General features: G+C 69.6%; 25 protein-coding genes. 9 read left to right on the top strand and 16 right to left on the bottom strand.

What is annotated here, in order from left to right; translation table 11 throughout:
• Positions 1 to 564: 564 nt before the first annotated feature.
• Complete coding sequence (locus BLR75_RS22045; RefSeq protein WP_084313334.1) at positions 565 to 936, top strand: translation initiation factor Sui1; 372 nt, start codon at positions 565 to 567, stop codon at positions 934 to 936.
• A gap of 207 nt (positions 937 to 1,143) precedes the next feature.
• On the top strand, positions 1,144 to 3,057 hold the full coding sequence (gene speA, locus BLR75_RS22040) for an arginine decarboxylase (protein WP_084313333.1): 1,914 nt from the start codon (positions 1,144 to 1,146) through the stop codon (positions 3,055 to 3,057).
• Between the two features lie 166 nt (positions 3,058 to 3,223).
• Here speA and pdxR read toward each other — a convergent pair whose 3' ends face one another.
• A complete protein-coding gene (gene pdxR, locus BLR75_RS22035) occupies positions 3,224 to 4,633 on the bottom strand; it encodes a MocR-like pyridoxine biosynthesis transcription factor PdxR (protein ID WP_084313332.1) in 1,410 nt (469 codons plus the stop codon).
• A 98-nt stretch (positions 4,634 to 4,731) separates the two neighbouring features.
• On the opposite strand from pdxR, the gene BLR75_RS22030 reads away from it, so the two are divergent.
• From BLR75_RS22030 to BLR75_RS22020, 3 genes are read left to right on the top strand one after another with little or no spacing between them, the layout of a single operon-like run.
• Complete coding sequence (locus BLR75_RS22030) at positions 4,732 to 5,463, top strand: NAD-dependent epimerase/dehydratase family protein (protein ID WP_084313331.1); 732 nt, start codon at positions 4,732 to 4,734, stop codon at positions 5,461 to 5,463.
• A 3-nt stretch (positions 5,464 to 5,466) separates the two neighbouring features.
• The gene (locus tag BLR75_RS22025) at positions 5,467 to 5,940 is read left to right on the top strand and encodes a cupin domain-containing protein (RefSeq protein WP_084313330.1); all 474 of its coding nucleotides are present in this window, start codon (positions 5,467 to 5,469) and stop codon (positions 5,938 to 5,940) included.
• 24 nt (positions 5,941 to 5,964) lie between these two features.
• The gene (locus tag BLR75_RS22020) at positions 5,965 to 6,792 is read left to right on the top strand and encodes an arylamine N-acetyltransferase family protein (protein WP_371858134.1); all 828 of its coding nucleotides are present in this window, start codon (positions 5,965 to 5,967) and stop codon (positions 6,790 to 6,792) included.
• Here the strand turns inward: BLR75_RS22020 and BLR75_RS22015 are convergent.
• The 6 genes from BLR75_RS22015 to BLR75_RS21990 all read right to left on the bottom strand — a co-directional run bounded on the left by BLR75_RS22015 (position 6,782) and on the right by BLR75_RS21990 (position 12,660).
• Positions 6,782 to 7,258 (bottom strand): DUF2214 family protein, encoded by a 477-nt coding sequence (locus BLR75_RS22015; protein WP_084313328.1) that lies wholly within the window; start codon positions 7,256 to 7,258, stop codon positions 6,782 to 6,784. The two genes, BLR75_RS22020 and BLR75_RS22015, sit on opposite strands and share 11 nt — an antisense overlap.
• 111 nt (positions 7,259 to 7,369) lie before the next feature.
• Positions 7,370 to 8,719 carry an MATE family efflux transporter gene (locus tag BLR75_RS22010; RefSeq protein ID WP_084313327.1) on the bottom strand — a complete coding sequence of 450 codons (1,350 nt, stop codon included), beginning with the start codon at positions 8,717 to 8,719 and terminating at the stop codon, positions 7,370 to 7,372.
• Positions 8,720 to 8,875: 156 nt separating this feature from the next.
• Positions 8,876 to 9,274 carry a YkgJ family cysteine cluster protein gene (locus BLR75_RS22005; protein WP_084313326.1) on the bottom strand — a complete coding sequence of 133 codons (399 nt, stop codon included), beginning with the start codon at positions 9,272 to 9,274 and terminating at the stop codon, positions 8,876 to 8,878.
• A 78-nt stretch (positions 9,275 to 9,352) separates the two neighbouring features.
• Positions 9,353 to 10,609, bottom strand: a complete 1,257-nt coding sequence (locus tag BLR75_RS22000) for a DUF1835 domain-containing protein (RefSeq protein ID WP_084313325.1) — start codon at positions 10,607 to 10,609, stop codon at positions 9,353 to 9,355.
• Between the two features lie 329 nt (positions 10,610 to 10,938).
• Entirely contained in the window at positions 10,939 to 11,388 is a 450-nt protein-coding gene (locus tag BLR75_RS21995; protein WP_084313324.1) for a DMT family transporter, read from the bottom strand.
• A gap of 36 nt (positions 11,389 to 11,424) precedes the next feature.
• Positions 11,425 to 12,660: a TIGR03862 family flavoprotein gene (locus tag BLR75_RS21990; RefSeq protein WP_084313323.1), complete on the bottom strand. Its 1,236-nt coding sequence runs from the start codon at positions 12,658 to 12,660 to the stop codon at positions 11,425 to 11,427.
• 259 nt (positions 12,661 to 12,919) lie between these two features.
• On the opposite strand from BLR75_RS21990, the gene BLR75_RS21985 reads away from it, so the two are divergent.
• Complete coding sequence (locus BLR75_RS21985; protein WP_084313322.1) at positions 12,920 to 13,420, top strand: hypothetical protein; 501 nt, start codon at positions 12,920 to 12,922, stop codon at positions 13,418 to 13,420.
• On the opposite strand, the gene BLR75_RS21980 is transcribed toward BLR75_RS21985, so the two are convergent.
• From BLR75_RS21980 to BLR75_RS21940, 9 genes are all read right to left on the bottom strand, one after another.
• Positions 13,421 to 14,341, bottom strand: coding sequence for a histone deacetylase family protein (locus BLR75_RS21980; protein WP_084313321.1), 921 nt, complete (start codon positions 14,339 to 14,341; stop codon positions 13,421 to 13,423).
• A 46-nt stretch (positions 14,342 to 14,387) separates the two neighbouring features.
• Positions 14,388 to 14,933, bottom strand: coding sequence for an antibiotic biosynthesis monooxygenase (locus BLR75_RS21975; RefSeq protein ID WP_084313320.1), 546 nt, complete (start codon positions 14,931 to 14,933; stop codon positions 14,388 to 14,390).
• A gap of 12 nt (positions 14,934 to 14,945) precedes the next feature.
• Positions 14,946 to 15,842, bottom strand: a complete 897-nt coding sequence (locus BLR75_RS21970; protein ID WP_084313319.1) for a SphA family protein — start codon at positions 15,840 to 15,842, stop codon at positions 14,946 to 14,948.
• A gap of 97 nt (positions 15,843 to 15,939) precedes the next feature.
• On the bottom strand, positions 15,940 to 16,638 hold the full coding sequence (locus tag BLR75_RS21965; protein ID WP_084313318.1) for an NIPSNAP family protein: 699 nt from the start codon (positions 16,636 to 16,638) through the stop codon (positions 15,940 to 15,942).
• 15 nt (positions 16,639 to 16,653) lie between these two features.
• Complete coding sequence (locus BLR75_RS21960) at positions 16,654 to 17,718, bottom strand: maleylacetate reductase (protein WP_084313317.1); 1,065 nt, start codon at positions 17,716 to 17,718, stop codon at positions 16,654 to 16,656.
• The gene (locus BLR75_RS21955) at positions 17,715 to 18,383 is read right to left on the bottom strand and encodes an alpha/beta hydrolase (protein WP_084313316.1); all 669 of its coding nucleotides are present in this window, start codon (positions 18,381 to 18,383) and stop codon (positions 17,715 to 17,717) included. The genes BLR75_RS21960 and BLR75_RS21955 overlap by 4 nt, the downstream gene beginning before the upstream one ends.
• Before the next feature lie 70 nt (positions 18,384 to 18,453).
• Positions 18,454 to 19,407, bottom strand: coding sequence for a VOC family protein (locus tag BLR75_RS21950; protein ID WP_084313315.1), 954 nt, complete (start codon positions 19,405 to 19,407; stop codon positions 18,454 to 18,456).
• Between the two features lie 77 nt (positions 19,408 to 19,484).
• Complete coding sequence (locus BLR75_RS21945) at positions 19,485 to 20,258, bottom strand: citryl-CoA lyase (RefSeq protein ID WP_084313314.1); 774 nt, start codon at positions 20,256 to 20,258, stop codon at positions 19,485 to 19,487.
• On the bottom strand, positions 20,255 to 21,754 hold the full coding sequence (locus BLR75_RS21940) for a class I adenylate-forming enzyme family protein (protein ID WP_084313313.1): 1,500 nt from the start codon (positions 21,752 to 21,754) through the stop codon (positions 20,255 to 20,257). Before BLR75_RS21940 ends, BLR75_RS21945 begins: the two co-directional genes overlap by 4 nt.
• Positions 21,755 to 21,912: 158 nt before the next feature.
• Between BLR75_RS21940 and BLR75_RS21935 the strand changes: the two genes are divergently transcribed.
• The 3 genes from BLR75_RS21935 to BLR75_RS21925 are packed head-to-tail and all read left to right on the top strand — an operon-like array spanning position 21,913 to position 24,837.
• The gene (locus BLR75_RS21935; RefSeq protein ID WP_084313312.1) at positions 21,913 to 22,686 is read left to right on the top strand and encodes a GntR family transcriptional regulator; all 774 of its coding nucleotides are present in this window, start codon (positions 21,913 to 21,915) and stop codon (positions 22,684 to 22,686) included.
• A 2-nt stretch (positions 22,687 to 22,688) separates the two neighbouring features.
• Positions 22,689 to 23,252 carry a GNAT family N-acetyltransferase gene (locus BLR75_RS21930; RefSeq protein ID WP_084313311.1) on the top strand — a complete coding sequence of 188 codons (564 nt, stop codon included), beginning with the start codon at positions 22,689 to 22,691 and terminating at the stop codon, positions 23,250 to 23,252.
• On the top strand, positions 23,242 to 24,837 hold the full coding sequence (locus tag BLR75_RS21925; protein WP_084313310.1) for a nitroreductase family protein: 1,596 nt from the start codon (positions 23,242 to 23,244) through the stop codon (positions 24,835 to 24,837). Before BLR75_RS21930 ends, BLR75_RS21925 begins: the two co-directional genes overlap by 11 nt.
• Positions 24,838 to 24,844 lie beyond the last annotated feature (7 nt).

Genomic DNA, 24,844 nt, shown 5'->3' with positions numbered 1-24,844 from the left:
AGTGCGGATAAAAGCTGAACAGATGGCGGCGGGGCCTGCCGTGGCTGGGGCGGGCGGGGTTGTCCGCATGTTGTCCACAGGGAGGTCAACAGGAGGTGGGGATAAGTCCATCCTGCGTGGCGTTGGAATGATCAAACGTAGGGTGGATGGGGCTTTTTCCATCCACCATTCGCGCGGCTCTCAACATCGATGGTGGAGTCGCTCCCACAAATCGCCAGAGTGCCAAACCTGTAGGAGCCCGGGCGCAACTCCGCTGCCATGGACGTAGGGTGGATGAGGCTTTTTTCATCCACCATTGCGGGGCCGCATGCGCGGCCATGGTGGATCGGTGGAGCGTGATCCACCCTACGCAAAGGCGTCCGCCGCGCCGATGTCGCCATTCCAGCGATCAATGGCGCATTTCTGCTCTTAGCATTTGCCCGCAATGCTGCTAAATTGCGCGACCTTTTCCGGCCGGCCACGGCCGGTCATGCGCAGCCCCTGCCTGAGTGGGGCGTCGCGGTTGGCAATCGTCAGCCTTAACATTGACCTGGCCCCAAGAGGCCAATCCAGGGACATAGCCCGGTGGTCAAGAAAGCTTCCTCCTTCTCCGCCCTCGGCGGTCTCGTATATTCCACCGACGCCGGCCGGCACTGCCCGGACTGCGGCAAGCCCGTGGCCGAATGCATCTGCAAGCAGGCGCTGATCCCCGCCGGCGATGGCATCGCCCGCGTGCGCCGGGAAACCAAGGGCCGCGGCGGCAAGACCGTGACCACGGTGACCGGCGTGCCCCTGGCCGAAGACGCCCTGAAGGACCTCGCCACTGCGCTGAAGAAGCGTTGCGGCACCGGCGGCAGCCTCAAGGACGGGGTGATCGAGATCCAGGGCGACCACGTCGAGCTGCTCCTCGAAGAGCTGGCCAAGCGCGGCTTCAAGACGAAGAAATCCGGCGGCTGATGCCGGTCTTCCCTGCAGAGAGCGGGTTATCCACAAGCCCGCTCCCTGGATGGAAGACGCCTGGCGCCTGCGCGCTCGTCCTGCTTTCCTAAACTACCGCTAGGCAACGCGGTCCACACGGCAACGTCATATCCGACGTTTACGCTATTCATGCCTGCCCGCGCACCCGCGGACGGGCCGACTTTTCTATCGAGGAGAACTCCGCGCATGGCCGCCAGACGGACCCGCAAAGACGACGGCAGCAACTGGACCGTGGCAGACAGCCGCAGCATCTACGGCATTCGCCATTGGGGCGCCGGCTATTACGCGATCAACGAAGCCGGCAACGTCGAGGCGCGTCCGCAGGGCATCGACGGCCAGCCGATCGATCTGCATGCTCTGGTCGGCCAACTGCGCGAGGCGGGGCTGTCGCTGCCGCTGCTGGTGCGTTTCCCGGACATCCTGCAGGACCGCGTGCGCAAGCTCACCGGTGCCTTCGACGCCAACATCGCGCGCCTGGAATACCAGAGCCGCTACACTGCGCTGTACCCGATCAAGGTCAACCAGCAGGAAGCGGTGGTGGAAAGCATCATCGCCACGCAGAAGGTCTCCATCGGCCTGGAAGCCGGTTCCAAGCCCGAGCTGATGGCCGTGCTGGCGCTGGCGCCCAAGGGCGGCACCATCGTCTGCAACGGCTACAAGGACCGCGAGTTCATCAAGCTGGCGCTGATGGGGCAGAAGCTCGGCCACAACGTGTTCATCGTGATCGAGAAGGAGTCCGAGGTTCAGCTGGTGATCGAGGAGGCCGAGCACATCGGCGTGCTGCCGCAGGTCGGCCTGCGCGTGCGGCTGTCCTCGCTGGCTTCGTCGAAGTGGGCCGACACCGGCGGCGAGAAGGCCAAGTTCGGCCTCTCCGCCGCGCAGCTGCTGTCGGTGGTCGAGCGCTTCCGCAAGGCCGGGCTGGACCAGGGCGTGCGCCTGCTGCACTTCCACATGGGCTCGCAGATCGCCAACCTGGCCGACTACCAGCACGGCTTCAAGGAAGCCATCCGCTACTACGGCGAACTGCGCGGCCTCGGCCTGCCGGTGGACCACGTCGACGTCGGCGGCGGTCTCGGCGTGGACTACGACGGCACCCACTCGCGCAACGCCAGCTCGATCAACTACGACATCGAAGACTACGCCGGCGTGGTGGTGAGCATGCTCAAGGAGTTCTGCGACGCCCAGGGCCTGCCGCATCCGCACATCTTCTCCGAGAGCGGCCGCGCGCTGACCGCGCATCACGCGGTGCTGATCACCCAGGTCACCGACGTCGAGCGGCACAACGACGAGCTGCCGAAGATCACCGATCGCGACGAGCAACCGGAGATCGTCCAGTGGCTGGCCGACCTGCTTGGCCCGACCGACGCAGAGATGGTCACCGAAACCTACTGGCGCGCCACCCACTACATGAGCGACGCCGCCGCGCAGTACGCCGAAGGCAAGATCAGCCTGGCGCAGAAGGCCCTCGCCGAGCAGTGCTACTTCGCCATCTGCCGGCGCCTGCACAACCAGCTCAAGGCCCGCCAGCGCTCCCATCGCCAGGTGCTCGACGAACTCAACGACAAGCTCGCCGACAAGTACATCTGCAACTTCTCGGTGTTCCAGAGCCTGCCGGATACCTGGGCCATCGGCCAGGTGCTGCCGATCCTGCCGATCCACCGCCTCGGCGAGGAACCGCTGCGCCGCGCCGTGCTGCAGGACCTGACCTGCGACTCCGACGGCAAGATCACCCAGTACGTCGACGAGCAGAGCATCGAGACCAGCCTGCCGGTGCACGAGGTGAGGGAAGGCGAGGAGTACATGATCGGCGTGTTCCTGGTCGGCGCGTACCAGGAAATCCTCGGCGACATGCACAACCTGTTCGGCGACACCGACTCGGTGAACGTCTACCAGAACGCCGATGGCAGCTTCTTCCACGCCGGCATCGAGACCCACGACACCATCGAGGACATGCTGCGCTACGTGCACCTGTCGCCCGAGGAGCTGATGACCCACTACCGCGACAAGGTGGCCCGCGCCAAGCTCACCGCGCGCGAACGCACCCAGTACCTCGACGCCCTGCGCCTGGGGCTGACGCGATCGTCGTACCTGTCGGCCTGAGGCTCGAGGCTTCCTGTAGGAGCGCACCTGGGCGCGACCGGTCGCGGGCATGGCCCGCTCCTACAGTTTCGATGGGACCCCGGGTAGGGCGCATAACGCGCCAGCGTTATCCGCCATCGCTTCGGCACGGCCTCATCGGCGGATGAAGCGTTCCGCTTCATTCGCCCTACATCACCTCCGCCACCCGCTGCGCCAGGCGTTCCGCCATCGCCTCGTCCACCACATTGGTGAAACTCATCATCAATGCCGGTTCACGCCGCGCTTCCAGGCACCAGGCATTCAGCGCCTGCAATCCCAGCCCCGTCGCGTGCGCGCGTTGTGCGACGGCGAGGTCGTCGCCCTCTACCTGGCCGATCAGGTGCAGGCCGCCGGGCAGGTCGGCGAACTTCATGCGCTCCCCCAGCCGTTCCTCCAGCGTCGAGCGCAGCATCCGGCGGCGCTGCGCATAGAGGCTGCGGGTGCGTTTCAGGTGGCGGGCGAAATGGCCCTCGACGAGGAAGTCGCAGAGCGTCGCCTGCAGCAGTTCCGGGCAGCCGGCGGAGAAGGTCTGCGCGCTGCGCACGAAGCGCTCGACCTGGCTTTCCGGCGCCACCAGGTAGCCCAGGCGCAGCGCCGGGAACAGCACCTTGCTGAAGGTGCCGGTGTAGAGCACCCGGCCCTGGCGGTCGAGGCTCTTCAGCGCCGGCAGGGGGAAGCCGTTGTAGCGGTATTCGCTGTCGTAGTCGTCCTCGATGATCCAGCTGCCGGCGTCGGCCGCCCAGTCCAGCAGCGCCAGCCGCCGTGGCAGTGACAGCGCAACGCCGGTGGGGCTCTGCTGCGATGGCGTGACCAGGGCGAAACGGGCGTCCGCCGCGCGTTCCAGCCCGTCGCTCACACGCAGGCCGTCCTCGTCCACCGGCAGCGACACCAGCTCGGCGCCGGCCGCCTGCAGCAGGCCGCGGCTGCGCGGATAGCCGGGGTCCTCGTGCCAGGCCTTGTCCCCCGGTTGCAGCAGGGTGCGGCTGATCAGGTCGAGCGCGCCCTGGTAGCCGGCGCAGATGAACACCTGCGCCGGATCGCAGGCGATGCCCCGCGACACGCCGAGATAGGCCGCGATGGCCGCGCGCAGTGGCGCCAGCCCGCAGGGATCGGGATAGACCAGGTCGAGCGGTCCGAGCTGGCGCAGGCGCCGTGCCGCCAGGCGCGACCACAGCGCGCGCGGGAAGGCATCCAGCGCCGGCAGGCCGAGCTGCAACGGGCGCACCTGCGGGCCGTGGGCGATCAGGCCCGGATGCACCTGCTCGGCCACCGCCGCCGGGCGTTGTGGCGTGGTGGCGATGCGCTCCGCCAGCTGTGGCGAAACCACGGTGCCGGCCGGGCCGCGCGGCAGCAGGTAGCCCTCGCTGGCGAGCAGCTGGTAGGCCAGCTCCACCGTGCCGCGCGCCACGCCCAGTTCGCTGGCCAGCCCGCGTACCGGCGGCACTCGCTCGCCGGGGCGCAGCGTGCCGCGGGCGATCGCCTCGCGGAAGCGTTGGTAGAGCTGGCGATAGATCGGCAGCGCCAGCGTGGGGTCGAGGTGCAGGCCCAGTGTCTTCATGTCCCGGTCACTTTCATGGTTCTTGGCTCTGTGGACTATGCCATCCGCGGCCTAGAGTCGCAGCTGTCCAATGGATTCTCCCGACGGAGGTTGCTCCCATGTGCATGAAAGTCTTCCTGGCCGGCGCCACCGGCGTCGTCGGCCGTCGCCTGCTGCCGCTGCTGCTGGCGCGCGGTTACCAGGTGCTCGCCATCAGCCGCTCGGCGGAGCGCGTCGAGGCCCTGCGCCGGAGCGGCGTACAGGCGCGGTTGCTGGATGTGTTCGACGGCGATGCGCTGCACGACCTGCTCGGCGGATTCCGCCCGCAGTGGGTCATCCACCAGCTGACCGACCTGCCGCCGGGGCTGGACCCGGCGCGCATGGACGAGGCCATCCGCCGCAATGCTCGACTGCGCCGCGAAGGCACCGCCAACCTGGTGGCCGCCGCCCGTGCCGCCGGGGCGCAGCGGCTGGTGGCGCAGAGCATCGCCTGGGCCTATGCGCCGGGCGCGCTGCCGCACCGCGAGGACCAGCCGCTCGACCTGGGCGCGGGGGGCGGCCGCGGCATCAGCGTCGGCGGCGTCGCCGCGCTGGAAAAGGCCGTGCTGGAGGCCGCGCCGCTGCAGGGGATCGTCCTGCGCTACGGGCGCCTGTACGGGCCGGGCAGCGGTTTCGAGCAGCCCGATCCGCGCCTCGCCCTGCACGTCGACGATGCCGCCCGCGCCGCGCTGCTGGCGCTGGAGTGGGGCGCGCCGGGGCGCTACAACCTGGCGGAAAGCGACGTCGAGGTCTGCACGGCCAGGGCCCGCCATGCGCTGGGCTGGCGACCCGGTTTTCGTCTGGAGGGCTGAGCCATGCAGATCGATTCCGTCCTTCCGCGCCCGGCCATCGCGCTGGGCCTGCTGGCCGCCGCCGGAGTGCTGGCCTGGCAGTTGGCGCTGACGCCCCAGGTGCATCTGGCCAGCGCCAGCGGGGAAGACGCCCGGGCGTGTCCGGCCACCACACAGACGCAGCTCTCCTGCGAGCCGCTGGCGAATGCGCCGGGCAAGGTGCTGACCACCCTGCTGGTGGACTTTCCGCCGCGCGCCTACACCCCCGCGCACCGCCACCCCGGCGCGGTCAGCGCCTTCGTGGTGCGGGGCAGGGTACGCTCGCAGATGCAGGGCCTGCCGGCGCAGGACTATCGCGCCGGGCAGGGCTGGTTCGAGCCGCCGGGCGAACTGCACCTGTTCGCCGAGAACCCCAGCGCCAGCGAGCCGGCGCAATTGCTGGCGACCTTCGTCACCGACGAGGGTTGCGGCCCGCTGCTGATCCCGGAAGATCACTGAGAAGAGGACATTGCCATGACCCCGCTGACGCCCTTCACCGCCGAACAGCTGGCCGCCTGCCTGGCGCGTCTCGGCCTGCCGCCGCAGCCCGTGCCGGCCACCGCCGCGAATCTCGACCGGCTGATCGACGCGGCCCTGCACCACCTGCCGTTCGAGAACCTCGACGTGCTGCTCGACCGGCCGGTGCGCATCGAGCCGGACGCGGTGTTCGCCAAGCTGGTCGGGGGTGGCCGCGGCGGCTACTGCTTCGAGCTGAACAGCCTGTTCGCCCGCCTGCTCGCCAGCCTCGGCTACCGCGTCACGCTGCTGGTGGCGCGGGTGCGCTGGGGCGTGCCGGCGGATGTCGGGCTGACCGTGCAATCGCACCTGCTGCTGCGCGTCGAGCTGGAGGAGGGCAGCCATCTGGTGGATATCGGCTTCGGCGGCCCGGCGCCGTCCCGCGCGCTGCCGCTGGCGATCGGCGAGGAATTGCCTGGCGGCTGGCGCATCGATCCCGGCCCGCGGGAGGGCGAACTGGCGCTGTCGGTGTGCGGCCAGGCGCTCTACCACTTCAGCCTCGTTCCCCAGTTCTGGCTCGATTACCTGCAGCGCAACTGGTACACCTCGACCCATCCGGACAGCGTGTTCCGCCGCTTCCTCAAGGCCGCGATCAGCGAGGATGGCGTGCGTCTCACCCTGAACGACGGCCAGTTCAACCAGCGCAAGCCGGATGGCGAAGTGGAGCAGCGCCGGGTGGACGATCCCGACGAGCTGATCGTGCTGCTGCGCGAACGCTTCCGCATCCGCATCGACGCCGCCGATATCGCGCCGCTGCGCAGCCGGCTGGGCGGACTGGCGGGGCTCAGGGGCTGAAGGTGATGCCCAGGGCGTTCAGGTCGTAGCCGCGCGCCATCAGCGTCGCCAGCAGCGGCAGGAACAGCAGGACCAGCAGTTCCAGGCGGATGGTCCAGAGCACCGCCTTGCCCTGGCGCGGGCCGACCACGGGCTCGCGGCCGGCCTTCAGTTCGTTGCGCCAGTTGAGGTAGGTGAAGGTCGGGTAGCTCGACAGCAGCCCGACCAGGATGAACAGCCCGACCTTGGTGATGAACAGGCCGTTGTACAGGTAGTACTCCGGCCCCTTGGCGAACCAGATCGCCCGCGCCACGCCGGTGAGCAGCACCAGCCCGGCGAACAGGCCGTAGGCGAGATCGACGATCACCAGGCTGCGCGCGCGCTGCAGGTCCAGCGGCAGGCGGAACAGATGGTGCTCCAGCGCCAGCAGGGCGAACAGCATGAAGATCGAGATGAAGTGCAGGTAGGCGGCGATGGCGGCGGCCATGGGCTAGGTCCTTCTATGCAACGACGGACAGCGACTCTCTGGGGACTCTAGTAACCCGGCCCCGGCCGCGCCAGTTCCCCGGCGCGACGCCGTTTTCCTTGACGCCCGCTTTCAGGCGCTGGCGGGCGCCTGCCATGCATCCATACGGGTGAGACGCCAGGCGTAGCCGGCGAGGATCAGCCCGCGCAGCAGCATGAAGCCGAGGAACGCCAGCCACAGCCCGTGATTGCCCAGCGGCTGCAGGGCGAGCCCCAGCGGCAGGGCGCAGGCGCAGGCCAGCAGCATCGAGTTGCGCATCTCGCGGGCGCGGGTGGCGCCGATGAACAGGCCGTCGAGCAGGTAGCTCCACATGCCGATCAGCGGCAGGCAGGCGAGATAGGGCAGGTAGTGATCGGCGGTGGCGCGCACTTCGGCGATGTCGCTCTGCATGGCGATGAACAGGTGCCCGGCGAAACCGAAGAAGACCACGAAGCCCAGGCTGGCGAGCAGCGACCAGCCGGCGGCGACCACCAGCGAACGGCGCAGGGCGGTGCGGTCGCGGCCGCCGATGGCGTGGCCGCATAGCGCTTCCACCGCATGGGCGAGGCCGTCGAGGGCGTAGGAAGTGATCATCAGGCCATTCAGCAGCAGCGCGTTGGCCGCCACCGTTGCCGCGCCCAGGCGGGTGCCCTGCACCGTGACCAGGAAGAACACGCCCTGCAGCGCCAGGCTGCGGATGAAAATGTCGCGGTTGACCATCAGCAGCGGCCGCCAGCTCGCCCAGCGGCGCAGTCGCGCCCAGTCCGGCACGCCGGGGTAGCGCAGCAGCGCGCCGCGGGTCAGGTACAGGCCGAGCAGCGCGCCGCTCCATTCGGCGATCACCGAGGCGCGCGCGGCACCGGGCACGCCCCAGCCGAGGCCGAGGACGAACCACAGCTCCAGGACGATGTTCACCAGGTTGGTGCCGAGCAGGATCGCCAGCGGCGCGCGGGCGTTCTGCGTGCCGAGGAACCAGCCGACCAGCGCATAGCTCGCCAGCGCCGCCGGCAGGCCGAACAGGCGGATATGGAAGAACTCGCGGGCCAGCGCGTCCAGCTCGGCGGACGGCTGCATCAGGCCCAGCGCCAGCGGCGTCAGCGGGATCGCCAGGAGCCCCAGCAGCAATGCCAGGACCATCGCCAGCACCAGCCCCTGGCCGAGGATCAGCCGCAGCGCTCCGCCATCCGAGCGTCCGGCGGCCTGGGCGGCGAAGCCGGTGGTGCCCATGCGCAGGAAACCGAGTACGCCGACCAGCAGGGTGTACAGGCTGCCGCCCACCGCCACCGCCGCCAGCTGGTGCGCATGGGGCAGGTGGCCGACCACGGTGCTGTCGACCAGGGTCACCAGCGGCACGGAAACGTTGGACAGGATCATCGGCGCGGCCAGCCCCCAGACCCTGCGGTGGGTCGGGCGATGGCGCCAGGCGTCGCTCAGCACGTGCATCGGCGGGCTCCGGGAAAGGGCGGAGTATAGCGGCTGGGATGTTTCATCGATCCCGCCGGGCTGGCGGCGGATGACGCCTGAGGCGTCATGCGCCCTACGTCGGGCGGCGAGGCGCGTAGGACGAATAACGCGCCAGCGTTATCCGCCATGACAGCGTCAGCCGGCTTTCTTGCGATACGCGCAATACCCCGGCCGCGGGCCGATCTGCGGGTGGTTGCGGCAGGTGTCCGGGCGTTTCTGGTAGATGGTGCACAGCCGCGACTTGCGGTCGAGATAGAGGCAGTCGCCGTTGCTGGTGCGGGTCAGGGTGAAGATGCCGCTCTTCTGGTTGAAGCGCTCGATCACGCCTTCCTTGAGCAGGCGCTTGGCGACGTGCTTCGGCGGTTCCTCGCGCTCGAACTCGTCGACCACGCCGATGCGGATCAGGTCGCCGATACGCACTTCCACCGGCAGGGTGCAGCAGGTGGCGTGGCAATCGCGGCACAGGCCCGAGGTGTATTTCGCCCAGGTTTCCAGACGTTCGACGTCGGCATCGGCGACCAGCATTTTCTTCATGGCGGTGTTCGTGGTGGAGCTGCGGAAAGGCGCGCAATCATAGTGATGTTGCCGGCAGATTGCGCGTTGTTTCGACGATCAGTCTTTCCACACCGGGCGCAAGCCGTCGTCCAGCGCCCAGTGCGGCTGTCCGGCACGCAGGCGCACGCCGCCCACCCAGCGCTCCGGCGCATCCTGATCCAGCCAGTAGCGCTCGCCGCCCAGCACCTGCCGGCCGAGTCCGGTCAGTTCCAGCGGCCGCTGCGGCCAGGGCAGGTGGACGTCGTGCTCGCGCAGCAGCGGCGTCGAGGAGTCGATCAGCGGGCGCAGCAGGGCATGGAACATCAGGTCGCCGAGATAGGGCAGCGGTTCGCGGTGGCTCATCAGTTCGGCGAACACGCGACCGAAGGTCAGGCCCTCGCTGTCGCGGAGTGCCTGCAGGGCGAGGCGCTCGGTCAGCGACAGGCCGTCGCGCAGGGATGGCAGCTCCTGCAACTGGCGGCGCAGTGCCGGGCCGAGCAGCGGCAGGGCGGGCGTCGGCTGCTGCGCCAGTTCCGCCCAGTCCCGTGGCGATGGATTGCAATAGGCGGACCAGGCGCGCCGCGCCAGTCGCAGGGCGTCCTCGTCCAGCGCGCGGCGTTGCGGCCAGAGCCAGGCCAGCAGATCCGGCGCCAGTTGGCCGATGCCGATGAAGCGCTCGACGCCGGGCACCCGGTCCACTTCGATCAGCTCCAGCCGCTGCGGCAGATGCTCCAGGCTGGCCAGCACGCGGATCAGGAACAGTTGGTCATAGGCATCCGCCTCGCACCAGAGCACCACCTGCGGCCGTGCGGCGAGGCCGTCGAGCACGGCGTATTCCTCGCCCATGCGGCCCAGGGCATCGGCGGGCGGGATGGCGAAGGAGCGGCTGATGAAATCGCTGCGCAGGGTGAGGTATTCGTCCAGCGCAACGTCCGGCACCGGACCCATCACCAGCGGGTCGGCGAACATGCGGAACTCGCCGCGGAAGCCGGCCAGCTGCAGGTTGTGGGCGATGTCGTTGCCGCAGCGCAGGTGCAGGCAGGACGCCTCGTCATCGGCGGCGAAACCGGGGTGGCGCGCGGCGAAGTCGATGGCGTCGATGTGGGCCTTGAGCTTCGGCCAGTTGGCGAAACCCAGCTCGCGGGCGATCAGCCATTGCGCATCGGCCAGGCGCGGCGGGCGCTGCAGGCCGGCGGGGAGGTGCTGGAGAAGGATGGCGTGGGCGGCCGGAACGTCCCGCAGCAGGTCGCGGAACAGTTCCTTCGCGCGCTTGCGCTGCTGGTCGAGATTGATGCGGCCGTCGGTGCAGGACGTGGCGTAGCGGGGTGCGGACATACGATCTCCTTGATCTGGCCTGGTCCGCTGGTGGCCGGGAGTCGTATCGGCAATACGCTGTGGATTCACCTGGGCGCAGCCCTTTCCGCGGACGGGAGGCGTGGAGAACGCCGGTCCCGACTATAGCGGCCGAGCCCGGATGCGGCAATTTCCTGCCCAGAAACCAAACCGTTGCCATCGTTTCCAATGAACGATGCATTCGCCAGAAACGTAGGGTGGATGAGGTTTTTTTCATCCACCATTACGGGGCCGCATGCGCGGCCATGGTGGATCGATGAAGCGTGATCCACCCTACGGGTTTCCTCCGATAATCCGCGAAGAACCCGATTTCAGCCCTTGCGGATCATCCAGATGCCAACGGCGATCAATGCCAGACCGCCGATCTTCAGCGCGCTCGCCGGCGCCTCGCGGAAGCCCGCCCAGCCGAAGTGGTCGAGGGTCACCGCCATGCCCAGCTGGCCGGCCAGCACCAGCACCATGAACATCAGCGCGCCGATCCGTGGCGCCGAGTAGGCGGCGATGAAGATGAAGAACATGCCGAGGAAGCCGCCGCACCAGTGCCACCAGTTCAGCCCCCGCAGCGCGGCGAAGGTGGGGATTTCCCGCTGCCAGAGGGTCAGGGCGATCAGGCCGGCGGTGCCGACCAGGAAGGAAATCATCGCCGCGGCCAGCACGCTGGACACCTGCCGGGCCAACTGGCCGTTGATCCCGGCCTGCAGCGGCAGGCAGGTTCCGGCGATCAGCGGCAGGACATACAGCCACCAGGGTGGTGTGGGCATGGGAAACTCCTTGGCAATGAAAAACGGAAAGCCTGGTCAGCGCGAGAGCCAGGCCAGCGCGCCCAGCCCGGCCGCGAGGCCGCTGGCGAAGCAGGCAGTGAGCAGGTAGCCGCCGGTGGGGGCTTCCCAGTCGAGCATCTCGCCGGCGCAGAACACCCCCGGCAGCGCCTTCAGCATCAGTTGCGCGTCCATGGCCTCGAAGGGCACGCCGCCGGCGCTGCTGATCGCCTCGTCCAGCGGGCGCGGGCGCAGCAGCGTCAGCGGCAGGTTCTTGATCGCCGCAGCCAGCCGCGCCGGATCGTCGTAGTCGTCCTTCGTGGACAACTCGCGCAGCAGGCCGGCGCGCACGCCGTCCAGGCCGAGGCGGCCGCGCAGGTGGTTGGCCATGGACTTGGAGCCGCGTGGCTGGGCCACGGCCCTGGAAACCTGCTCCTGGCTCTTGTTGGGCAGCAGGTCGAGGTGGATGGTCGCCGCGCCGGCGGATTCGATGCGCTGGCGGATGGTCGCCGACAACGCGTAGACCAGGCTGCCTTCGACGCCCCAGTCGGTGATGACGAATTCGCCCTGCCGCGCCGGCTCGTCGCCCAGGCGCATCGCCACCGGCTTGACCGGCGCGCCGGCGAACTTGTCGCGGAAGAATGCGCTCCAGCCGGCGACCTCGAAGCCGCAGTTGCTCGGCCGCAGCGCCGCGACTTCGATGCCGCGCTGCTCCAGCAGCGGCACCCAGGCGCCGTCCGAGCCGAGGCGCTGCCAGCTGCCGCCGCCCAGGGCGAGCACCAGCGCATCGGCCTGCACCGCCTGGATGCCCTCGGGGCTGGCGATCCGCAGGCTGCCGTCGGCGTTCCAGCCCAGCCAGCGATGGCGGGTGTGGATGACCACGCCGGCTTCGCGCAGGCGCTTCAGCCAGGCGCGCAGCAGCGGCGCAGCCTTCATGTCGCGGGGGAAGACCCGGCCGGAGGTGCCGACGAAGGTCTCGATGCCGAGGCCGTGGATCCACTCGCGCAGCGCCGGGCTGTCGAAGTCCTCCAGCAGCGCGGCGATTTCCCGGCTGCGCGCGCCGTAGCGGGCGACGAAGGGCTCGCGCGGCTCCGAGTGGGTGATGTTCATCCCGCCGACGCCTGCCAGCAGGAACTTGCGGCCCACCGAGGGCATGCCGTCGTACAGCGTCACGCGCACCCCGGCGCGGGCCAGCACTTCGGCCGCCATCAGGCCGGCGGGGCCGCCGCCGACGATGACGGCGGAGCGGGAAGCGGGGGCGGTTGACTGGCTCATCGGCTTCGGACAGACAGGGGAAGGGCGCGCATTCTAGCCTAGCCGCGCGCGCCAGCGGCGTCCGGATTTGCGGCTGGATGGACAGCGCATCGGCGAGAAAAGCGTCATCCGTGGGCGATCGCACAGAATCCGCAGAAACGGCTTGACCGTTCGGCCAGCAAGGGGATTTTCACCCGCGCCTTTCAGGACTTTCCGACAACACGCCCCGGGAAGGCTCTTTCAGTATCGGCTTCATCGAAACCTGCAAGGTCGGAAGCCAATGAAAATCCGAGACTACCTGCGCTCCCACGAGGCGCTGCTGCAACCGGAGGGTCGCCACACCCGCGTTCGCCTCAACGGCATGGAGGCGGTGATCCGCAACATGCCGGAGCTGGAAATCCGCCAGATGCTCAACAAGGCGGTGGCCCTCATGCTGGAGCGCCTGCGGCGCAACCTGGAGCGTTCCAGGCTGCGCTTCGAGGAGAACAGCCTGGAACAGATCGGCCTGCGGGTCGCCCTGCACAACCTCTACCTGCACATGATGTGGGACGAGTTCTGGCCCAGGTACCGCCGTGGCGTGCGCCGGCTGGAGCCCGACGAACTGCTCAGATGCCAGGTGGGCGAGCAGGTGCTGCTGTTCTGCCAGCGGCACTACGGCGACGACTACAAGACCCGCGCCATGGCCCTGCTTGGCTATACGCCGCGGGAATTCATGTGCTGGGAGGCGCAGCGGCTGGAGTTGCGGATGCGCACGGACAGCCCGCTCTACCGTGTCGCCTGATCAGGCCATGCCCAAGGAGTTCCACACCCGCCGGGCGCTGTGATGCAGGATGCCGTGGCGCCGCGCCAGCTCCCGGCGGTCCCGGTCGTAGCCGCCGCCGATCACGCCGAATACCGGAATGTCCCGCGCCAGGCACTTGTGGATGACCTTCTCGTCGCGGGCCGCCAGGCCGGCGTCGGTCAGGTGCAGGTAGCCCAGCGCATCGTCCCTGTGCACGTCGACCCCGGCGTCGTAGAGCACGATGTCCGGCTGGTACAGCGGCAGCAGGTAGTCCAGCGCCTCGTCCACCACCCGCAGGTAATCCGCGTCGCCAAGATGCAGCGGCAGCGGGATGTCCCAGTCGCTGCGCGCCTTGCGCGCCGGGAAGTTCTTCTCGCAGTGCAGCGACACGGTGATGGCGTCCGGCACGTCTTCGAGGATGCGCGCGGTGCCGTCGCCCTGGTGCACGTCGCAGTCGAAGATCAGCACCCGCCCGGCCTTGCCGCTTGCCAGCAGGTGCAGGGCGATCACCGCCAGATCGTTGAAGATGCAGAAGCCGGAGGCGTGATCGAAATGCGCGTGGTGCGTACCGCCGGCGAGGTGGCAGGCGAGCCCGTGGCGCAGCGCCAGTTCCGCGCCGAGCACCGAGCCGCCCACCGCGCGCACGGTGCGCCGGGCCAGCGCCTCGCTCCACGGCAGGCCGAGGCGGCGCAGTTCCTCGCGGCTCATCTCGCCGCTGCAGTAGCGTTCGATGTAGCCGCGGTCGTGGGCCAGGGCGAGGATGTCCACAGGGCAGAGCGGCGGACGGACCAGCTCCTCGTCGCGGGTCAGGCCGCTGTCGACGAGGTGATCCCGCAGCAGCCGGAACTTCTCCATCGGGAAGCGATGGTTCTCCGGGAACGGCGGGCTGTAGTCGTCGTGATAGACCAGTGGCAGGGGCATGCTGGGGGCTCCGGAACGGTCCCGGCAGTATGCCCGAGCGGCCGGGCTACTCGAACAGCCATCTGGCGACCAGCCGGGTGTAGCGCGGCATGATCAGGTAGACCATCACGAACACCAGCACCATCGCCACCAGCAGGCCGAACAGCCAGGGCGCGCGCAGCGGGGCGACGTGCGCCTGCAGCGGATGCAGCGCCCAGGGAATCAGCAGGGTCAGCGGGTAGATCGCCGAGAGGGTGACGAGGAACTGCTTGAACGGCCGGGCGCGCAGCGGCGCCAGGCTGGACGGGGTGAACCAGAATTCCAGCCCGGTCTCGATCTCGCCTTCCTCGATGGATTGCAGCCAGGGTCGGGCGCGCTCCACCAGGTGCCGGCGGGTGGGCGATTCGATCCAGGCCCGCAGGTGCTCGTGGGTGTCGAAGCGCAACAGCAGGGAGTAGGGCGCATCCGCAGCATGCGGACGGATGATCGCCACGCCCATGTGTCCGGGGAACTGCCGGGAGGCGCCGGCGGCTTCGCGAATCCAGGCCTCGTAGTCGTCGTGGTGTTCAGCCATCACCTGATGGCGGATCAGCAGGGTCACGGCGTCATGCATGGTTACTGCCTCCTAGAGCGGGAAGACCGCGCGCAGCCACAGCGTGTCGCCTTCGGCGCGGTTGCGCACGCCGGTTTCCTGGTATGCCTTGGCGGTAAGGAACCAGCCCTGGCCGCTGTCGTAGCGCACCGAGGGGCCGATGGCGCGGGCGGCGCCCTTGTTGTCGCGGACGCTATGGCCGTCCTGGTCGTCGTCGGTGATCTGCTGGTAGAAGTAGCCGCCGACACCCACCGTCCAGCCATTGCCGAAGGCCCAGCCGGCGGCGTAATCGACGATGAATTCATCGCCCGAGCGGTAGTCGGTGTCGTCGTTACGTGCGTTGATGCCGTACATCACCTTGGCGTCGGCGTTGAAGCCCTTCGCGTCGATCCAGGAGATGCCGCCGACCAGATGGGTCGCCCAGTAGTTGCGGCCGATGTTGGCGAGATCGTCCTTGTCGTACTCGCCGGTCGGCGCGAAGAAGTCGATGGCCGCCACGGTGTGCAGGTTCGCCGAGTGGTGCCAGCCGATGGCCGGACCGAAGACGATGTCGCCGACGCCGGTGTTGCGTTGCGAGCGGCCGCCAGCGGAGACGTCGAGGGTGACGACCGGCACGATGGTGTGCAGCGCCAGGGTGCCGCCCAGCAGTTCCTGCGGGGTGACCCAGATGAAGCGCGGCGCGATGGCGTCGGCGCGGACCTTGAAGCCCGGCACCGGCACGCTGCGGCCGTCGTTGCCCTTGAGGTCGTCGGCGCGGTAGTGCTGCACGTCGACCATCATGTAGGTGCCCGGCGGCGGCAGGGCGCAGCAGCCGAAGCCGTTGACGCCCGGCGCGTAGACGGTGCCGCCGCCCTCGGTGGCGGAGGCGTGCGGCGCGGCGCTCAGGATGCCGAGCAGCAGGGCGGAAGTGGCGAGGGTGCAGGCTTTCATTGTTGTTGTCTCCTGGCAGTGGTGGTGCGTTTCGGGCGAGCGCGGCCCTCCGCCCGGGGCTGGCCGGGGCGGTGGCGATGGCGGTTGAAGAGGTCGGCTAGTCGGCGAACAGCGGTGACATGTCCGCCACCCGCGACGGCTCCAGCAGGCGCACGTCGCTGGCGACGGTCAGCGGCGCCAGGCTGCGCAGGAAGCTGGTCCAGGCCGGCGAATGGCGCAGGCGCTGGCGGTGCTCCTGGAGCGCCGCGAGGCTGGGGAAGCGGCGATGGATCAGCACCTCGTTGAGCGCGCCGGCGATGGAGCTGAAGGCGGCGAACACGCCGTTCAGCGCCACCGGGTCGTCGCCCAGGGCGTGCTGGCGGAAGGCCTCCCAGCAGGCCGGCACGCCGCCGGCGGAGAAGCTCAGGGTGGTCTGCTCGACCAGGCTGTCGGCGCCGAACAGCGGGCCCTCGGCCGGTAGCCAGTCGTGGCCGTTGCCCCAGTGCGGGGTCAGCTCGGGCAGCGGCGCGGGGAGCAGGAACTTGCTCTCCTGGCGCGCGATCAGCGGGCGGATCACGCGGAAGTACGGCTGCAGCCGGGTCTGCCCGTAGATGCCGAAGAGCCGCCCGTGCCAGTCCTCGAAGCTGTCGTAGCGATACAGGCTGACGATCTGGTCGGTGGGGCCGCTGCGCGTGGCGAAAGAACCGATCAGCCGCTCGAAGATCGGCCGCAGGCCCTCGCCGCGTTCGCGCTGGGCTTCCCAGAAGAGTTCCTCGGCGCCCAGGTGCAGGGTGTAGGCGCGATATTCGATGAGCATGCCGGCATCTCCCGTTCAGCGTGGCTCGGCGCCGTCGAAGGCGCGCTGCAGCAGCTCGCGCAGCGCCGTGCGATCGAGCGGCCGCGGGTTGGGGTAGGGCGCGGCGACGGCGAGGTCGGCGGCGCGCTCCAGGCCGTCGGCGGGCATGCCGATCTCGCGCAGCGAACGCGGCGCGTCCAGCTGGCGGCCGAGGGCGACCAGTGCGGCGATGCCATCCGTTCCACCCAATGCGCGGGCCAGCGCCTGCATCGCCTGCGGCGCGGCCGCGGCGTTGTAGGCCAGCGCGTGGGGCAGGATCACCGTGTGCAGTTCGGCGTGGGGCAGGTTGAAGCTGCCGCCGAGCACGTGGCAGAGCTTGTGGTGCAGGCCCATCTGCACGCGGCCGAGCACCGCGCCGCAGAGCCAGGCGCCGTACAGCGCGTCGCCGCGGGCGTCGAGGTCGGCGGGATCGCGCTGCAGTTGCGGCAGGGCGGCGGCCAGGGCGCGGATGCCTTCCTCGGCCATCAGCTTGTGCACCGGGCTGGCGTTGTGCGCGTAGAGCGCTTCGGCGGCGTGGGCGATGGCGTTCATGCCGCTGCTCACGCTGATCGCCAGCGGCAGGCCGACGCTCAGCTCGGGGTCGTAGATCACCGTGCGCGGGGCGACCTTCCAGTCGCGGCCGGTCTTCTTCTCGCCGTCGGCTGTGATGCCGTACAGCGGGGTCATTTCCGAACCGGCGTAGGTGGTTGGCAGGGCCAGGATCGGCAGTGACGACTCCAGGGCGATGGCCTTGGCCAGGCCGATGGTCGAGCCGCCGCCCACCGCCACGCAGGCGTCGGCGCCAGCCTCGCGGGCCACCGCGATGGCCTTGCGCGCGGCCTCCAGCGGCACGTGCATCACCGCGCCGCCATGGACCCCGGCGCTGCGTTCGCCGAGCAGTTCGGCGATGCGCTCTCCGAGGGCGGTCTGGTCCGGGGTGGACAGCACCAGGGCGCGGCGCGCGCCGAGGGCGTCGAGTTCGGCGGCGACCTGCGCGCGGCTGCCGCGGCCGAAGATCACCCGCGAGGCGGGCTCGTCATGAAGGAAGGCCTGGATGCTCATGTTCTGGTTTCCTGATGCAGTGGTTCGGCGTCCAGCAGGCTGCGCGCGTAGCCGATCTCGATGTCGCGGATGCCGTGCTCGAAGGCCGGCTCGATATGCAGATGCACCTCGGCGCCGGCGGCGCGCAGCAGTGCGGCGCTTTCCTGCACGCTTTCCGGCGGCACGTGGGGGTCGTCGTCCCAGCTCGACAGCAGCACCGGCAGGTCGCGCAGCGCCGGGCGGACGGCGTCGCGCGGCAGGCCGGGCGGACCGATCAGGCCGCCGGTGAAGCTCACCAGCGCGCGGTAGCGATTGGCGCTGCGCCAGGCGAACTCGCAGCACAGGCAGCCGCCCTGGGAGAAGCCCATCAGTACCTGGGAGGAGTAGGGGAAGCCCTGCTCGACCAGCTCGGCGGAGAGCCGTTCGAGGCGTTCCAGGGCCTGGGACAGGCGCGGCTCGTTGGCGTCCAGCGGCGCGATGAAGCGCTCCGGATACCAGCTGCCGCTGTCCGCCGTGGGGGCGAACCAGGCCAGGTCGGCGCGGCCGAAACGCTCGACGACCAACTGCTGCATCAGCTCCGCCGACTGGCCGCGGCCGTGCACGAGGATGACCGCCAGGCGCGCGTCGCGCGGCGCGGCGCCGAAGACCCGGACGGGCGGTTCGAAGTGGGGGTTGGGTAGTGCCATGGCAGTTCTCCGCAACTGTCGATCGGGCCTGGCCAGGGCCGCCGTAGCCGGCGGCCGGAGGCGCGGGCCGTCAGTCGTATTTCAGCGATTCCAGCGAGGCGAGGATTTCCTCGCGCTGATGGTTGAACTGCGGGGCGATCATGATTTCCGAGCCGAGGTTCTCGTAGCTCTCGTCGATCAGGAAACCTTCCGGTTTCGACACCGTGGCCTCGAACATCGCGCCGCTCGGGGTGCGCACGTAGATCGATTCGAAGTAGCCGCGGTCCTTGCGTTCCGAGGTGTCGGTGAAGCCGAGGCCCTCCAGGCGGCGCTTGACCGCGTCCTGCACCTGGTGGTCGGCGACCTGGAACGCGCAGTGGTGCACGGTGCCTTCGCCATACGACCAGCTGGCCTGGGGCAGGCGGGTTTCCAGGGCGAAGTCGACGTAGCGGCCGGAACCGCCCGCGCCGAACTGGAAGCGGGTGAACTTGCCGTCGCGGTCGGTTTCGCCGGCGCTCCAGGCCTCGACCATGAACTCCTGCGAGGGCTCCATGGCCGGCGCGTTGATGACGATGGTGTGCAGGCCGCGGATCGCCAGTTCGGCGGGGACTTCGCCGTTGGAGTAGGGCTTGCGGTCGTCGTCGGCGATGCCGATCAGCTCGTAGGGAATGCCGCAGGGGTGGGCGAAGCTCAGCACCTGCTCGCCGAAGCGCTCGCTGCGCTTCACCTCGAAGCCGTGGTCGGCCAGGCGCCTGGCCCAGAAGCCGATGCTGGACACCGGCACCGACAGGCTGATGGTGTTGATCTGGCCGTTGCCGCGCTGGCCCTTGCGGCCGAAGTGCGCGACCGGGAAGCAGGTCAGCAGGGTGCTTTCCTCGCCCACGTCGTTGCCGTAGTAGAGGTGGTAGAAGGGCTTGGAACCGTCGTAGATCAGGGTCTTCTTGACGCTCTTGAGGGACAGGACCCTGGTGTGGAAGTCGTAGTCCTGCTGGGCAGTACCCACGCTCAGGGTGATGTGGTGATGACGCTGAATTGCCTGGTTCATGATGGTTTCCTCATGAATTTATTGTTGTCGATGGCCAAGTCAGGTTGGTACTGCACATGAGGGCTTGGCGGATGTCCTCAATGATCGGCGGGGTGTTCGCCGGGCGCCATCGCCCGGTCGACCAGGTCCCAGATGAAGCGGCCCGAAGGCTCGCGCTGTTCCTCGGCGATGTGCGCCACCAGCCCGGCGGCGCGGCTGAGCACGGCGAAGCCGCGCATCAGCTGCGCCGGCACGCCGATGTCGCCGAGCAGCGCGGCGACCGCGCCGGTGGCGTTGATGGTGATGTGCCGGCCCGCGGCCTCGTCGACGGCGGCGGCCAGCATCTGCAGCGCCTCGCAATGCGGGCCGAAGGTGCCGACGCGGCGGGCCAGGTCGAGCAGCGCCACGGCGCGCGGGTCGTCCGGCCGGTGCAGGTGGTGGCCGAAGCCGGGAATCGGCTGGCGCCGGTTGCGGTAGTCGGCGGCGATGCGCCGGGCCTCGGCGACGCCCTGTTCACCCGCCTCGACTATCTTGCGCAGCAGTTCGGCGGCCGGCTCCATGGTTCCGACGAAGCGGCTGGCCACCGCCAGCAGGCCGGCGGCGACGCCGGCCTGGAGATTCTCCGGCGAACTGGAATAGACCATCCGCGCGGCGATCACGCTGGGCGTCAGGCCGTGCTCCATCAGCGTCACCAGCACCGCGTCGACGATCGCCAGTTCGGCGGCATTCGGCTGCCGGCCGAAGGTCTGGCGCAGGAACACCTCGACGAAGCCGGCCTTGCCGATCAGGTCGTCGACCAGGCTGGCGTCGCGGTAGTGGATGACGTCCGGGCCGTGGCTGCACAGCTGGGAGTGGGGGGCTTGAGTGCTCATGATGCCTGGCTCGCCCTGAGGATGGCCTCGCGCACTGCCGGCTTGAGGACCTTGGCGACGGCGCTCTGCGGCAGGGTGTCGAAGAAGTGGATGTGCTTGGGCGTCTTCACCGAGCCGAGCTCGCGCTTGACCAGGCCGATCAGTTCGTCGGCGCTGACCTGCATGCCGCTGCGCAGGCGCACCGCCGCGTGCACCGCCTCACCCCATTTGGGATCGGCGATGCCGACCACCGCGCAGTCGGCCACCGCCGGGTGCGAGGACAGCACCACCTCGACGTCACTGGGGTACACGTTGAAGCCGCCGGTGATGATCACGTCGCGCAGGCGGTCGCGCAGGAACAGGAAGCCGCGCTCGTCGAACACCCCGGCGTCGCCGGTGCGCAGCCAGCCGTCGACCAGGGTCTTGCGGGTTTCTTCCTCGGCGTTCAGGTAGCCGCCCATCACCAGGTCGCCGCGCACCGCGATCTCGCCTTCCTCTCCGGCCGGCAGCGGGTTGCCGTCGGCATCGACGATCGCCACGCGGGTCAGCAGCGAGGGGCGGCCGATGGAGGCGAGGTTGTCGCCGTGCATCGCCTGCGGCGGCATGAAGGTGATGATCTGCGGCGCCTCGGTCTGCCCGTAGGAAGTGCAGAGCACCGGGCCGAACACCGCCTGGGCGGCGCAGATCTGCTCCGGGCGCATCGGCGCGCCGCCGTACACCAGATAGCGCAGGCTGGACAGGTCGCGCGGTGCGTGGCGCTGCTCCTCGGCCAGCGACTGGATCAGCGTCGGTGGGGCGAAGAAGATCGTCGCCCGGTGGCGGGCCGCCGCATCCAGCAGGGCGGCGGGGCCGCTGCCGTCGGGGAACACCAGCGCGCCGCCGGCGCCGAGCAGCGGCAGCATGTAGGTGCCGGTGCCGTGGGTGATCGGCGCGGCGACCAGGTAGCGGTCGTCCGGGGTCAGGCCGAGTTCGTGGATCTGCGTGACGATGTTGGTGTTCCAGGCGCGCAGCGGCTGGATGACGCCCTTGGGCATGCCGGTGGTCCCGCCGGTGAACTTGATCGCCTGGGCGCGTTCCAGCGACACGCCGCCCCGCGAGCGCGGCCCCATCGCCACTTCCACCGCCGAGCCGGCCGGCCGGCGCAGCACGTCGAGCAGTTCAAGAGGCGCCGGGATGCCGGCCAGCCGCGCGGCCATCGCCTCGTCGGCCAGCACCAGGCTCGGCTCGACGAACTCGACGATGCGGCGCAGTTCCGGATCGCCATTGCGCGGGTTGAGCGGCACCCAGACCTTGCCGGCGGCCAGCACGGCGAGCAGGGCGAGCAGGTGGTCCACGCTGTTCGCCGCGGCGATGCCGACCCGGCTGCCGGGCAGCGGATCGAGTGCGGTGAGCGTCGTGGCGCGGGCCAGCACGCTGTCGGCCAGTTCGCGGAAGGTCAGCGTTCCGCTGGCGCCGATCAGCGCGGTGCGGTGGGGGAAACGCTCGGCCGAGCGCCAGAGAAAATCGATCGGGTACATGCGGGCTCCTGCGAGTGGCGGCTGGTGGTCCCAGGGCGGAAGCCGGAAGGGCTTCGCTGGATAAAATGTTCGAACATTCGAATATTCATGTCAATGCCCTTTTGCCGCTGTATCATCGGAAGCCTTCCAATCGCTCTCCGAAAGGCCACGACCACGCCATGAAGACCCGGCACGACAATCTCGACGACGACGTGTTGAGCGCGCCCGCGCCACGCCACCTTGACCTTGCCCGCACGCTGATGCAGGACATCCGCAACGGCCAGCCGGCGGTCGGCGAGCTGCTGCCGACCGAGGCCGAGCTTTGCGCGAAATGGGGCTTGAGCCGCTACACGGTGCGCCAGGCGATCCAGAAACTCTGCGCGCTGGGCCTGGTCACCCGGCAGGCCGGAGTCGGCACCACGGTGGTGGCGAGCCGACCGCCCTCGCGTTACACCCAGTCGATGGACACGCTGTCCGACCTGGTCCGCTATGCCCAGGGCACCCGCTTCCACCTGACCGGGCGCGAGGACCTGACCGCCGGGCCGGAACACGCCCAGCTGCTGCGCGGCGCGGCCGGCGGCCACTGGCTGCACCTGAGCGGCACGCGCCTGAGCGCCGACGATGGCGGCGAGCCGATCTCCCTGGTCGACATCTACGTCGACGCGGCCTACGCCGACCTGCCGGGGATCACCCCGACCATGGACGTGCCGGTCTACACGCTGATCGAGGAGCGCTACGGCATCAGGGTCAGCCGCGTCGAGCAGGAGATCCAGGGCGTGCTGATCGAGGGCGCGGCCGCCGAGGCGCTGCAAGTGCCATCGGGGTCGCCGGGGCTGCGGATCATCCGCACCTATTTCGTCCGCGAGCGGGTGATCGAGGTGACCACCGGCGTGCACCCGGCGAGCCGCTTCAGCTACTCGATGTCCTTCCAGCTGGCGCAGAGCGCGGTGTAGCCATGAAGGAACTGCAGACCCCGCGCCTGCTGCTGCGCCGCTGGCGCGACGAGGACCTGCCGGCCTTCGCCGCGCTGAATGCCGACCCCGAGGTGATGCGGCATTTCCCCGAATGCATGAGCCGCGCGGACAGCGATGCGCTGGCCCTGCGCATCCGCGTGCATTGCTTCGAGCAGGGTTTCGGCCAGTGGATAGTCGAGCGCCGCGAGGATGGCGCGTTCGTCGGCGTGCTGGGGTTGCAGCGGGTGAGCTTCGAGGCGGCCTTCACCCCGGCGGTGGAAATCGGCTGGCGGCTGATGCGCGCTCACTGGCGGCAGGGCTACGCGCTGGAGGCGGCGCGCGCGGCCTTGCGCTTCGCCTTCGAGGAGCTGGCGCTGGCAGAGGTGGTGGCCTTCACCGTGCCGGCCAACCTGCCGTCGCAGGGCCTGATGCAGCGGCTGGGGATGCGCCGCGACGCGCAGGGCGATTTCGAGCATCCGCGCCTGCCGGTCGGGCATCCGCTGCGCCGGCATGTGCTCTACCGGATCGGCCGCGACGAATGGCGGGAGCAGCACGATGACACCTGAAGACGCGGTGCGCGCCTACCACGCGCTGAGCATGCACAGCCCGCAGCAGTTCGCTCCCGGACCGGGGCGGCTGGACTGGGCGACCCAGCCGGCGCCGTTCCGCCGCTATGCCGGCAGCCGGTCGATCGAACTGCTGCATCGCCCGCAGGAAGAATCGCCGCCCTACGACAGTGTGTTCGCCGGACCGCAGGGCAAGCCGGCCGCGCTCGATCTGCATTCCGTCTCGCAGCTGCTCTACGACAGCCTCGCCCTGTCGGCCTGGAAGGAGGCCGGCGGCAATCGCTGGGCGCTGCGGGTCAATCCGTCCAGCGGCAACCTGCACCCGACCGAGGCCTACCTGCTGCTGCCGGCCGGGGCTGTGGACAAGTCCGCCGTGCTGGCGCACTACAGCGCCGACGAACACGTGCTGGAAGTGCGCGCCGAACTGCCCGCCGCGCTGGCGGGCGACCTGCCGGCCGGCGGCGTGCTGCTGGCGCTGTCCAGCATTGCCTGGCGCGAGGCGTGGAAGTACGGCGAGCGCGCCTATCGCTACTGCAACCACGACCTCGGCCATGCGCTGGCCTGCCTGTCCATCGCCGCCAGCGCGCTGGGCTGGGAGGTGCGCCTGCTGCGTGGCATCGGCGAAGTGCGGCTGGATGCGCTGTTCGGCCTGGATCGCGAGGGTTTCCACGAGCGCGAGGCGGTGGATGCGCTGCTGTGGATAGGTCCGGCGCGGCTCGCTGAGCCGGTTCTGCCGGAGCGCCTGCTGGCCGGGCTGGAGGCGCTGGAACTGGCCGGCCTGCCGAACCGGCTGTCGCGCCAGTACCGCGACTGGCCGGAACTGCAGCGGGTGCACGAAATCTGCCGCGCGCCGGCGTTGCCCGCGCGGCCGTGGCTGGCGCCGGCCGCGCAACCGGTTGTGGATAATCCCGGCCTGCCGCTGCGCCCGATCCTGCATCGGCGCCGCAGCGCCCAGGACATGGACGGCCACAGCGGCATCCTGGCGGAACTGCTGCTGGCCTGGCTGCGCCGCCTGCTGCCGGCGAACTCGCCGGTGCCCTTCGCCTGCACCGGCGAGCCGACGCGGGTCGACCTGCTGCTGTTCGTCCACCGCGTGCAGGGGCTGGCGCCGGGGCTCTACTGGCTGGGGCGCAGCGGTCGCCCGGCCGGAGGGCTGCGCGAGGATTTCCTCTGGCAGAAGGTCGACGCCGAGCTGCCGCTGTACCGCCTGCTGGAAGGCGATGCGCGCGGGCTGTCGGCCTTCCTCTCCTGCGGCCAGGACATCGCCGGCGACGGCTGCGTGGCGGTCGCCATGCTCGCCGATCTCGACGCCGCGCTGGCCGAGGGGCCCTGGTGCTATCCACGGCTGTACTGGGAGTGCGGCCAGATCGGCCAGTTGCTCTATCTGGAAGCCGAGGCGGCGGGGCTTTCCGGCACCGGCATCGGCTGCTACTTCGACCCGGCGGTGCACGAGTTGCTGGGGCTGGCGGGTGACCCGCTGGTCAGCCTGTATCATTTCACCCTCGGCCGCGCGGTATGGGACACTCGCCTGACCAGCCTGCCCGCATATCCGGCGCCCCGTCGCGGCGCACCCGATCAAGCCTGAATTCAAG

Origin of the sequence: Pseudomonas jinjuensis (assembly GCF_900103845.1) — a bacterium.
GTDB lineage: Bacteria > Pseudomonadota > Gammaproteobacteria > Pseudomonadales > Pseudomonadaceae > Pseudomonas > Pseudomonas jinjuensis.
This window is presented reverse-complemented; position numbering and strand designations above follow the sequence as displayed.